This is a genomic window from Dysgonomonas sp. HGC4 (assembly GCF_001261715.1).
In the GTDB taxonomy this organism is placed as follows: domain Bacteria; phylum Bacteroidota; class Bacteroidia; order Bacteroidales; family Dysgonomonadaceae; genus Dysgonomonas_A.
Window position 1 is genome coordinate 19,986 of record NZ_CVRU01000155.1, and the last position, 12,334, is coordinate 32,319.

Below are 12,334 nucleotides of genomic sequence, written 5' to 3' on the forward strand. Positions count from 1 at the left end.
TCATAAGTGATTTTATTTCTTCTTTTCATCGTCCAGATAGTCGCTTGCCTTTTGTGAAAGATCGCGGGCTGTACGTTTAGCTTGTATTGTAAGATCTTCTACTTTATCTTCGATTTTATCTGAGTATTCACGAGCTTTATGTGAAATTACATCGAATAATGATTTGGCTTGCTCTCTTAGATCACCATATTTTCCTTTGAAAAATTTATCCCAATCTATTTCAAGACCTTCTTTATCCATAAAGTCTTTCACTATCGTTACAACTTTTACAGCTTGTTCTTCCGATAAACCTGCTTCTTCTTGTAATCTTTTTAGTAAGTTTTCCATATTATTTAATATTAAAATTATTCTTATGATCTTATAACGCCAATGTATAAAAAATAGTTTAACAAACTATGGTTATAATTTCGAATCGTTTGAATATTTTCAGATAAATATCTACCTTGTTCTGAAATATAAATACAAAACAATGGAACAGATTAAAAGTAAACCTTTCTTTCTAAAAGATGAAGAACCTGTATATACTGCCGATAAGGGTATAACACGTCAATTTGTAGGGTATAACAATGAGATAATGACAGTGAAAGTAATCTTTGAAAAAGGTGCTATTGGTTATCAGCATTCGCATCCTCATGTGCAAACGGCTTATATTGAATCGGGAGTGTATGAAGTTACAATAGATGGAGAAACTAAGACTTTAAAAGCCGGTGATGGGTTTTTTGCAGAACCTAATATTATGCATGGCTTAGTTTGTTTAGAGGCAGGTATTATTATTGATACTTTTAGTCCGGTAAGAGAAGATTTCTATGAGACGATAAAATAAAGAGAGCTGTTATTAAAACAGCTCTCTTTATTTTATTATTTAAACGCCAGTTCTCTTTTAGTCACCGCTAAACATATCTTTAAAATCGACAACTTGTTTTCCCGGTAATATTTGATTTAATACTACTCCGATAATAGAAGCTAATGCCATACCTTCGAGCGAAAAGTGACTTCCGATATGTATTGCTGCTCCACCTATTCCAATAACAAGAATAACTGATGCTATAATAAGGTTTCTTTTTTGAGAAAAGTCTATTTTATTTTCAACAAGCATTCTCAATCCGCTAGATGCTATAATTCCAAATAGAAGTATAGATACTCCACCCATCACAGGTGTAGGAATGGTTGATAAAAGGGCTGATACTTTACCGCAGAATCCGAAAAGGATAGCAAAAAAGGCAGCTCCAATAAATAGGTATATACTAAATGCTTTTGTGATAGCAAGTACTCCGATGTTTTCGCCATAAGTAGTATTGGGAGGTCCTCCGATGCAAGCAGCAATCATAGATGCTACAGCATCACCAAATAAGGATTTGTGTAATCCTGGATCTTCTAGCAAATCTTTCTCTACAACTTTACTCAATACCAATTGATGCCCTATATGTTCGGCAATAGGAACAATGGCTACAGGAACCATGAGTAAAAAGACCCTCCATGTGAAGTGAGGTGTAAAATGTACAAAAGGAATTTCGAAAGGGGGTACTTCAAACCAGCTGGCTTCTATAACTCTTTGAAAATCGACAATTCCCATTATGAGAGCAAAAATATATCCTCCGATGATTCCCATTAATACAGGAACCACACTTAAAAATCCTTTGGTAAATATGGCAAATACAATGGTTATGACTAGTGTTACAAGTCCCACTAAAACGTAATCTATATCGTATCCCCCGTCGTGATTGGTAACCATGCTGACTGCTACGCTTGATAATCCTAGTCCGATTACCATAATTACAGGTCCTACTACAATAGGTGGTAATAATTTCATCAGCCATTTAGTCCCTGTTTTAGAAATAACTAAAGCAACAAGAGCATACACGATTCCCACAAGGAAACTTCCTACCATAATACCTGCATATCCTTCAAATGCTTTTATTGCTATAAGCGGATTAATAAATGCAAACGATGATCCTAAATAAGAAGGTACTTTTCCACGAGTTATCAAAATAAACGCTAATGTACCCAAGCCACTTGAAACAAGAGCAACTGCAGGACTCATGCCTGTAAGGGCAGGAACTAAAACTGTTGCCCCAAACATGGCAAAGAGATGTTGGATACTTAGTAAGATCCATTGATGAAATTTAGGCTTCTCATCTATTCGAAGAACTATTTTACTCGAAGGCTTCATGGTAATGATTTGATTGATTTTATTTTTAGGCAATAAAAAAGCACCGCTAAAATAGGTGCTTTTTTAATAGGAATTATACTATCTGCTTAAATTTAGTCAGAAATACATCGGCTTGCTCTTTCGTTAAGCACAATGGAGGCAGGAGGCGGAATACATGAGTTCCTGTTGAGCCTGTAAATACCTTATCTTCGAATAGAAGCTTTGATCTTTTTTCTTTAATAGGTTCGTTCATTTCGATACCTATAATAAGACCACGTCCACGCACTTCTTTTATTCCTGATATTTTTTTTAGTTCCGTGATTAAATATTCTCCTATATTTAAAGCATTCTCAACCAACTTCTCTTTTTTCATTATATCTAATACTGCAATAGCAGCAGCACAAGCTAAATGATTACCACCAAATGTGGTTCCAAGTTGTCCGTAAACAGCTTTAAACATAGGGTTAATCAAAACGCCTGCCATAGGGAAACCATTACCAATACCTTTAGCAACAGTTATAATATCAGCTGTTATATCAGCATACTGATGTGCAAAGAATTTACCACTACGTCCGTAACCTGATTGAATTTCGTCCAGAATAAGGATTGTTCCAGTTTCTGTACAAATATCACGAAGTTCTTTTAGAAACTTATCGTCTGGAATGTGGATACCTGCAACGCCTTGAATACCTTCTATGATTACAGAGCAATATTCTTTTGTTGCCAATTCTTTTTTGACGAATTCAATATCGTTGAACGGAGCAAATGTAACATTTGAGTTATCATTTACAGGTGCAGAATATGCAGGAATATCTGTTGTTGCAACAGTTACAGATGTACGTCCGTGGAATGCTTTCTTAAATGCTAAAACCTTCTTTCTTCCATTGTGAAAAGAAGCCAACTTTATTGCGTTCTCATTTGCTTCGGCACCCGAGTTAATAAGAAAAAGAAAATAATCAGGATAACCGCATTGTTCTCCTAATTTCTGAGCAACTTCTTGTTGCAATTCATTGATAACTGAGTTTGAATAGAAACCAAGTTTATTTAATTGGTCTGTAATTTTTCCCACATAATATGGATGAGTATGTCCTACTGAAATTACAGCATGTCCGCCATAAAGATCCAGATATTCGTTTCCTTTTTCATCATATACATAACATCCATTCCCCTTTACTATATTAAGGTCGAATAATGGAAATACATCAAATAGTTTCATTTTATACTTTATATTAAAGGTCTTAAACCTATTTATTACTTATTCTTATTTCTATTTTAGAAAGTAATCTAATCGTTGCTTTCTATATTATCACTTTTGGGTGCGGTTGTCAATACTTCATTTATCATCTCCACTACTCTCTCTTTACGAATTATGTACATGCCCAATCTATCAGTTGATATACCATTTTTTAATTTATAGGTATAGGTAGGATGTCCATCAACTTCACGTATCTCAAAACTTCGGAAACTTATATTATCATTTGCACTTAAACTTTCGGCTGCTTCTATTATATGTGTAGATATAACGAAGAATGAACTTTTGATGCGTGCAAATGCCGACACTATGGCTAAAGTACCATCATAGGCATCTTTTACGTTTGTTCCTCTAAATAGTTCGTCGAAAATAACCAGTAGATTATTATTTTCTTTCAGTTGATTAGCAACATACTTTACCCTCAGAACTTCTGCGTAGAAGTGGCTGTAACCCGAATGTAAGTCATCAGATATATTGATGGTAGTACATAACCCTGATATAAGACTCAATCTCATGCTTTTGGCAGGGACAGGAAATCCTGCGTGTGCCAAATATGCAGAAACACCCAAGGCTTTTAGAAAAGTTGATTTCCCAGCCATATTGGGTCCCGTGATGAATAATAGATTTGACTCTCCTCCGAAGCTAATATCATTTGCTATCGCATCTTCTACAAATGGGTGAAAAAGTCCTTCGAGTTCAAGACAATTTGCTGATTTGGGTAAAACTTCGGGATAGCAAAGATTGTACTTATCAGCAGCATTAGCTATTGCCTGAAAAGCATCGTATTCATATATGAGATTGATTAGAAATTGAATATTTCTACTTTGTGAGTGTCTGAAAATAGAGTCATACACATCTATATCGTAAGCCTTTAGGCTTTTTAAATCAAGAGCACTTTGAAATTCTGATAAAGCAAATATTTCGAGAACCTTATCATTGTCTTTCTTTAATAATATAGGGCAATGATTAGCTTTTCCTTCATTAACCAAATTTAGAGAAAATTCGTACAATGATTTTAGAATCACAATCATAGAGTTCACTCCGTTTTTTACAACATAGTAGCTTTCTGTCGGATTCAGTGTATTCATTATTTTTCGCTCCGCCGACCATACTTTTGATGCACGTCTGATAGAGGAACCTCTGTCTTTTAGGTAATATACTGCATAATCGAGAGCATCTTTATCAATCGTCAATCGTGATGTCACATGATGCTGAAAAAACAGAACAGCCTCTTTCCTTTCGTTTATTTTTTGAAGATCAGTCATTGGCTCTGCCAAAAAGCGATATAATTTGTCTTGACCTCCTTTACATGTAGTCAAGTTAAACAGGTCAAATATCGATTTACCACTTTTGTATGTACCAAAAATGTCTAGATCCTTTTTTGTCTGGTCGTCTATCTGAAAGGGCATAGGCGCGATGTTTTTAATTAATAAACCTAGTATTCGATAAAGTTATTTTTTTATAAGACTCTTTTTGTCTTTAGCTCAAAAACTGAATATCTCAATTTAGAAAATAAGATATTACTTGATCTTAAAATCCTGTTGCTTTCAGCTTTAATCCCTCTGTTTCATCTAAACCAAAGATAAGATTTAGATTATGAACAGCTTGCCCCGAAGCACCCTTCACTAGATTGTCGATGCAAGAAAGAATAAGCAGTTTATTACCATGCTTCTCTACATATAAAACACATTTGTTAGTGTTGACAACTTGTTTTAGATCAGGATTTTTATCAGTTACTATAACAAAAGGGCTATTCTTATAGAAGTCTTCGTATAGTTTACGAGCATCTTCTTTCGAACCTTCAAAATTCAGATAAATACTGGCGAATATACCACGAGTAAAATTACCGCGAACAGGTATAAAATTAATATCTTCTGAGAAATTATTTTGAAGTTGAGTCAATGATTGACGAATTTCGCCTAAGTGCTGATGTTCGAAAGCTTTATATACTGAAATATTATTCTCTCTCCAACTAAAATGTGATGTTGCCGAAGGTTTAACCCCTGCCCCTGTTGATCCCGTAATTGCATTTACATGAACTTCTGTATTCAATAATTGAGCATTAGCTAAGGGCAGTAAAGCCAATTGTATAGCTGTTGCAAAGCATCCGGGATTAGCAATTCGTTTTGCTTGCTTTATTCTCTCTTTGTTTAATTCGGGTAAACCATATACAAACTCATGTTCTGCCGATTCTTTACGGTAATCAGTAGACAAGTCTATAATTTTCAAATTCTCAGGAACTTTATTTGTATCCAAGAATTTTTTAGTGTCACCATGTGCTGTACAGAAAAAGAGTACATCTATTTCGTTATATGGAAGCTGATCTGTAAATTTCATATTAGTTTCACCAAGTAAACCTCCATGAACATCGGTTAGCTTATTTCCAGCATTACTAGTACTATTAACGAAAACTAGTTCTACTTGAGGATGATTAATCAATAAACGAATCAATTCTCCTGCTGTATATCCTGCTCCACCTATTATTCCTGCTTTTATCATTTTATTTTGATCGTCTATTTAGTAAATAAAAGTATTTAGTGTTATATCACTAAATTATAAATAGGTTCGAGACCCATAGTTATAAAAATAAGAGTTTTTTTAGAAGTATCTTGTCGTTTGTAGAAAAAAAGAACAACAAAGATCTTAGAATTACCTACTACTTTAGTAAGTATAAATGCAACAGATAGTTATAATTAAATTCTGTTGCATTAAATACTTATTGTTCCTTAAAGTGGTTTCTTAGGCTTTATTATTTTTCTTTTGTACGCTGTGAAATACTTTTGTAGGGATAGAGTAAATTTTAGTAAAGCCTTTTGCATCATCAGCACTCCATGCTTTATTTATTTCTCCATATTCTCCAAATTCGGCTTTCATTAAGTCAAAATCGCTGTCAACACCAACTAATACATAGTTATAAGGCATTAATTTGATAGTAACTGTACCTGTTACATTGTCTTGAGAACTTGTAAGGAAAGCCTCAATGTCACGCATTACAGGTTCAAGGTATTGTGCTTCATGTAGAAACATTCCGTACCAATTGCCTAATTGCTCTTTCCAGTATTGTTGCCATTTGGTAAGAGTGTGCTTTTCTAGCATTTTGTGTGCGTTGATAATTACCAACGGTGCAGCGGCTTCGAAACCTACACGTCCTTTAATACCTATAATGGTATCACCAATATGCATATCGCGACCTATTGCAAAAGCCGAAGCTATTTCTTCAATTTTATTAATCGCCTCTATTTTATTAGTATATTTTTTTCCGTTTACTCCGGCTATTTCTCCTTGTTCAAAATCAATGGTTAGAATCTCCGATTCTTTTTTAATCAATTGAGAAGGATATGCTTCTTCGGGTAAGGTTTGGTTCGATTTCAATGTCTCTTTACCACCTATACTTGTTCCCCAAAGACCTTTATTTATAGAGTATTCCATTTTAGTGAAATCTGCTTCATAACCATGTTTTTTAAGATAATCAATCTCATATTCACGGGTTAAGATCATATCACGTGTTGGAGTTATTATTTCTATTTCGGGAGCTAATACATCAAAAGTCAAATCGAAACGTACCTGATCGTTACCTGCACCTGTACTACCATGTGCAACTGCATCAGCCCCTATTTCCTTTGCATAATTAATAATGGCTATTGCTTGAAATATACGTTCAGAACTTACTGATATAGGATAAGTTCCGTTTCTCAGAACGTTTCCAAACACCATATACTTGATGCTCTTCTCGTAATATTCTTGTGTAACATCTAATGCTACGTGTTTTATTGCTCCTAATTTATAGGCTTTTTCTTCAACTATCTTTAGTTCGTCCGGCGAGAAACCTCCGGTATTAGCTATAGCTGTATATACTTCGTATCCTTTTTCTTCGGACAAATATTTGGCACAAAATGAAGTATCTAATCCTCCACTAAAAGCTAAAACGACTTTCTTTTTCATTGGTCTGTATCTTTTAATTTTTTCAGTAAATCTTTTATCTCCGGCTTATCTTCATGTGTTTTTGGATCATAAAGCATTGCAGTACAAATACAATATTTGCGGTCTGTGCGGGTCAATACATCATAATTAACACAACCTTGACAACCTCTCCAGAAAGCTTCATCATCCGTTAATTGAGCAAAAGTAACAGGTACATATCCCAAATCGGTATTGATTTTCATGACAGCAGCACCCGACGTTAACCCAAATACCTTTGCATCAGGAAATCTATGACGACAAAGAGCAAAAGCCATCTGCTTGATACGCTTAGCTAAACCATGCCCTCGGAATTTATCAACAACAATAAGCCCCGAATTGGCAACAAATTGTTTATTACCCCAAGTTTCTATATAACAGAAACCTGCAAATTCTTTCCCGGCAAGAGCGATGATCGATTTGCCTTCTTTCATTTTAAGCTCCACATACTCGGGAGAGCGTTTGGCTATACCTGTACCACGCACCTTTGCGGCTGCTTCTATTGTATCTAATATAGTCTGAACATATTCGATATGTTTATCGCTGGCTATTTCGATAGTTATTTCTGGTTCTAATTCTTCTTTCATTTTTTTATCTGTCGATAAAATATTGTTGATCATTTCATATTTGGAATAAAGGAGGAAAGAGATGCTAGCACTTCTTCTCTGCTAATATTATCTTTGGGTATTATTAATATCGTATCGTCTCCGGCAACAGTACCTAGTATTGTTTGGTTAGCTTTTGAATCTATTTCTCCGGCAATAGCCATAGCATATCCGGGGCGAGTTTTTATAACTGCCAGTTGTCCAGAGAATTCAATACTAAGAAAACCAAATGATGATAGAGGCATTATATTATCGGGCGAATTTACAATTGCATCAGCCAATTGATATGCATAATTACCTCTTGGTGTTGGTGCTTTTATAATTTTCAGCTCTTTTATATCACGAGAAAGTGTTGCTTGTGTCACATCAAACCCTTTGTTTATTAGGGCATTTAGAAGCATATCCTGATTGGTTATATCCTCAGATAATATAACTTCTTTGATGGTTGTATGTCGGATTTTCTTTCTCATTTTGAATAAATATACATTTTATTCTGCAAATTTATACATAATATTGTATATTCAAACATATTTGAGATTATTTTTTGTATATATTGATGCTAAAAAACGATTTTGTATTAAGTAAAGGTGCTTTTATTTAATTAGAAGTATGCGGACAATATTTTCGATAGTTCTTTCAACATTTTCTTTTCCTTTCGAAAGAGCTTCTTCCAGAGAAACTGCTTGTGGTAAAATTCCCAGAATTGCATCAAAACCACAGTCATATAGTTGATTTATACCTTCACCTATATATCCGGCAATGGCAATCACTTTTTTGTTTTCAGACTTAGCTACTAGAGCAACTCCATAGGGAGTTTTTCCGTATTGTGTTTGAAAATCAATACCCCCCTCACCTGTAAATACAAAATCTGCTTGTTTGATAATTTCTTTTAAGTTGGTGTAGTTGATGATAATATCTATACCTCGTTTTAGTTTTGCATTTGTAAATGCAAGAAGACCTGCACCCAAACCTCCAGCAGCACCTGCACCAGGAATGTTTGCAATATCTTTATTTAGTTGTTGTTTTATTATTTCAGAATAATGATAAAGTGCATTATCTAAGATTTCTACCATCTGAGGCGTAGCTCCTTTTTGAGGACCAAATACTTTAGATGCTCCTGTTTCGCCATACAAAGTATTAGTTACATCACAGGCAACTTCTATTTCAATATTGTCTAAACGAGAATCAAGTTTCGATATATCAATTTTTGCAAGTTGAGATAGTGCTTCGCCTCCAAATGGTAATTCACGATCTTGTTTATCTAAGAAGCGTGCACCTAATGCTTGGGCAAGCCCCACTCCACCATCATTTGTTGAGCTGCCTCCTATTCCTAGGATTATTTTCTTTATGCCTTTATCTAAACATGCTATGATTAATTGACCTGTACCATATGTTGTGGTAATTAAAGGGTTACGGGTCTTTTCATTTATATACTGAATTCCACTGGCGGATGCCATTTCTATCGCGGCGGTTGTTCCATCTCCCAATATTCCGTATTGGGCAATAACAGGATTATTTAGAGGACCTACAACTTCAAGATTATATATTGTACCGTGGGTTGCATCTACTAATGATTGAACTGTACCTTCTCCCCCATCTGCCATCGGAACTTTGATACAGTTTGCATTGGGAAGTACTTTTCTTATGCCTTTTTCCATAGCCTCACATACTTCTTGTGCAGTCATAGAGCCTTTAAAAGAATCTGGTGCTAAAACAAATGTTAGATTTTCCATCGGTATTTTTATATAAAGTCTGTTTGTTTTCTGAATGCAATATAAAGTTAATAAAAAAGCTCCTGAAATAATTTTATTTCAGGAGCTTTCTGTAAATGATATACTTTCGATTTATAACCGATTATTTCTGTTGTGCTAGCTAAAGTAATAAAAGGTCTGAACCCTTAAATAGTCTCAATGTTTACTACATCCTCTAATTTAATATCTTCAGAAGAAGAGCCTATCATAATTTTGAATTTTCCGGGTTCTACAATTTGTTTCATTTGCTGATCAATGATTGAGAAATCGTTTTTAGAAAGTTCAAATGATACAGTTTTACTTTCACCTTTTTTCAGATTAATACGTGAGAAGTGTTTTAGTTGTTTTACCGGACGAACTGTAGATGCAACTTCATCGCGTATATAAAGTTGAGCAACTTCATCGCCATCAAAATTACCAGTATTTGTAATTGTAAATTCTGCCGTGTAACTTGTATTATTTACTTTGCGAATAGCTAGATTACTATATTCAAAAGATGTATAGCTTAAGCCAAAACCAAAGGGATAAAGTGGAGCTTGAGTCATTTCTACATAATCATGGCTCTTTGGATTTCTCTGATTATAATATACTGGTAATTGACCTACTGAACGAGGCACAGAAATAGGCAAACGACCTGCGGGGTTATAATCTCCAAATAGAATATCAGCAATAGCGTTTCCTCCTTCTTGCCCAGGATACCATGCTGTAAGAAGTGCATTTGCATTTTCATCAGCCCAGTTCATATTTAATGGACGTCCTTCAATATATACTACAATAACAGGGGTACTTGTTGCTTTTATTGCTTTTAATAGATCAAGCTGTTTTCCCATTAAGTCTAATGAGACTCTGTCGTATCCTTCGCCACTTTCCATATCGCTGATATTGTCTTTTGAAGCAACGGCAGCTCCTGTGTCGATATATTTTGTCTTGAAGTCACGAGCGCTTGATCCTCCTACTACAACTATTGCAACATCTGCATTTTTTGCAGCAACAACAGCCTCTTGTATTTCTAGGTTTGTAGTATCTCTGATTGCTGTTCCTTTTACATATTGAATCTGAGAAGCATTCAGTTTTGATTTAATTCCATCTAAAACTGTCTTTATATTATCTCTTTCTTGAGGTGCTGTATAATCTCCTAATTGATTATAGATGTTATCAGCATTGGGTCCTATAACAGCTACTTTTTTTATGTTCTTGTTTAGAGGTAAAATATTCTTTTCATTTTTAAGAAGAGTAACAGACTCTTGTGCTACTTTACGAGCTAAATCAATATGTTCTTGGTTTCTGATATTTTTAGCTACTTGTTTTACATCTACATAAGGATTTTCAAAAAGTCCCATTGCAAACTTCAACCTAAGAACATGTCTAACTGCTTCATCAATAACAGACTCTTTTACTTTGTTGTTTTTCACTGCATCAATTAATAGAAAGAAAGCATTTCCGCCTAAATCAACATCCAACCCTGCATTAGCTGATAAAATAGCTGCATCCTGTATATTGTCTACAACATGGTGGCTTCCTTTCAGACCTTCGATACTACCAAGATCAGAAACTGTAAAACCATTAAATCCCCATTCTTTACGAAGTACATCTTTTAAGAGGTATTCATAAGAAGTACAAGGAATACCATCAATAGAATTGTATGCAGTCATCACAGATAATGCACCTGCTTTTACTGCTGCTTGAAAAGGAGGCAGATAATTTTCTCTAAGGTCTCTCATTCCTACACTATTTGGGTTTCCATTATGACCACCTTTGGGTACACCATAAGCCACAAAGTGTTTAAGGGTTGATATAAGGCTATTTTTTTTAGTTAAATCGCCACTACCAAAACCTTTTACAAACGCTTCGCCCATGCGAGCTATCAAGATTGGATCTTCTCCATAAGTTTCTTCGGTACGAGACCAACGAGGTTCTCTAGCTAAATCAAGCACAGGACCATATCCTATGTGTGACCCTTGTAAACGAGCTTCTTGTGCAATGGTAGAACTCATTTTAGTTAATAACACAGGATTCCAAGTGGCAGCCTGACCTATTGCAGTCGGAAAAACAGTTGTTCCGATAGCCATGTGTCCGTGAGGACACTCTTCTGCTAAAAAGATAGGAATTCCTAAACGGGTATTTTCTATAATATATTTTTGAAGAGCATTTCCTGCTTCAGCAGCTAAAGTAGGATTTAATCCGTTTTCTAATGTTTTCTGAGTCCATGGATCAGCACGGAAAGTTGCCCACAGCATACCGATTTGTCTTTCTTTTACGATATCTTCAAATTTCTTTGACTGTGTAACTTTGTTACCCTTCTTTTCGTACATCTCCCATCCTAGTGGGCAAAGTAGCTGACCTACTTTTTCTTCAAGAGTCATGCGACTGACTAAATCTTTAGTTCGTTCTTCCGCACTCAGTTTGGGATTTTTATACTTTGGTTGAGCATATGTATGTCCAAAAGATAAGGCTATACATAAAAGCAGTAATGTGTATTTCATCAGATAATATTATTTAATTATTAGGTAATTGCAATTATTGATATATCTTTTATTTCTTCAATGGAAAAATTCTGCTCATAAAGAATTTATTAAGTCTCGGATAAATTATCTTTTCTACTAAATAACTGAAAATAAGA

At 34.8% G+C, this 12,334-nt stretch carries 11 protein-coding genes; 1 reads left to right on the forward strand and 10 read right to left on the reverse strand.

Annotated features, from left to right (window positions below):
• Positions 1-12 precede the first annotated feature (12 nt).
• Entirely contained in the window at positions 13-327 is a 315-nt protein-coding gene (locus HGC4_RS14760; protein ID WP_050710906.1) for a hypothetical protein, read from the reverse strand.
• Between the two features lie 142 nt (positions 328-469).
• Here HGC4_RS14760 and HGC4_RS14765 point away from each other — a divergent pair, with 142 nt between their 5' ends.
• Positions 470-823, forward strand: coding sequence for a cupin domain-containing protein (locus tag HGC4_RS14765; protein ID WP_050710907.1), 354 nt, complete (start codon positions 470-472; stop codon positions 821-823).
• A 57-nt stretch (positions 824-880) separates the two neighbouring features.
• Here the strand turns inward: HGC4_RS14765 and HGC4_RS14770 are convergent, their stop codons facing one another.
• The 9 genes from HGC4_RS14770 to HGC4_RS14810 all read right to left on the reverse strand — a co-directional run bounded on the left by HGC4_RS14770 (position 881) and on the right by HGC4_RS14810 (position 12,197).
• Positions 881-2,170, reverse strand: coding sequence for a solute carrier family 23 protein (locus HGC4_RS14770; RefSeq protein WP_050710908.1), 1,290 nt, complete (start codon positions 2,168-2,170; stop codon positions 881-883).
• 73 nt (positions 2,171-2,243) lie between these two features.
• Positions 2,244-3,365, reverse strand: a complete 1,122-nt coding sequence (locus tag HGC4_RS14775; protein ID WP_050710909.1) for an aspartate aminotransferase family protein — start codon at positions 3,363-3,365, stop codon at positions 2,244-2,246.
• Between the two features lie 68 nt (positions 3,366-3,433).
• Positions 3,434-4,810, reverse strand: a complete 1,377-nt coding sequence (locus HGC4_RS14780; protein ID WP_050710910.1) for a MutS-related protein — start codon at positions 4,808-4,810, stop codon at positions 3,434-3,436.
• A 121-nt stretch (positions 4,811-4,931) separates the two neighbouring features.
• Positions 4,932-5,900 (reverse strand): N-acetyl-gamma-glutamyl-phosphate reductase, encoded by a 969-nt coding sequence (argC, locus tag HGC4_RS14785; protein WP_050710911.1) that lies wholly within the window; start codon positions 5,898-5,900, stop codon positions 4,932-4,934.
• A gap of 240 nt (positions 5,901-6,140) precedes the next feature.
• Complete coding sequence (gene argG / locus HGC4_RS14790; RefSeq protein ID WP_050710912.1) at positions 6,141-7,343, reverse strand: argininosuccinate synthase; 1,203 nt, start codon at positions 7,341-7,343, stop codon at positions 6,141-6,143.
• Entirely contained in the window at positions 7,340-7,945 is a 606-nt protein-coding gene (locus HGC4_RS14795; protein WP_185099979.1) for a GNAT family N-acetyltransferase, read from the reverse strand. The genes argG and HGC4_RS14795 overlap by 4 nt, the downstream gene beginning before the upstream one ends.
• A gap of 29 nt (positions 7,946-7,974) precedes the next feature.
• Positions 7,975-8,433, reverse strand: coding sequence for an arginine repressor (locus HGC4_RS14800; RefSeq protein ID WP_050710913.1), 459 nt, complete (start codon positions 8,431-8,433; stop codon positions 7,975-7,977).
• A gap of 123 nt (positions 8,434-8,556) precedes the next feature.
• The gene (locus tag HGC4_RS14805) at positions 8,557-9,696 is read right to left on the reverse strand and encodes a glycerate kinase family protein (protein ID WP_050710914.1); all 1,140 of its coding nucleotides are present in this window, start codon (positions 9,694-9,696) and stop codon (positions 8,557-8,559) included.
• 164 nt (positions 9,697-9,860) lie between these two features.
• Positions 9,861-12,197: a glycoside hydrolase family 3 N-terminal domain-containing protein gene (locus HGC4_RS14810; protein WP_050710915.1), complete on the reverse strand. Its 2,337-nt coding sequence runs from the start codon at positions 12,195-12,197 to the stop codon at positions 9,861-9,863.
• Positions 12,198-12,334: the final 137 nt, after the last annotated feature.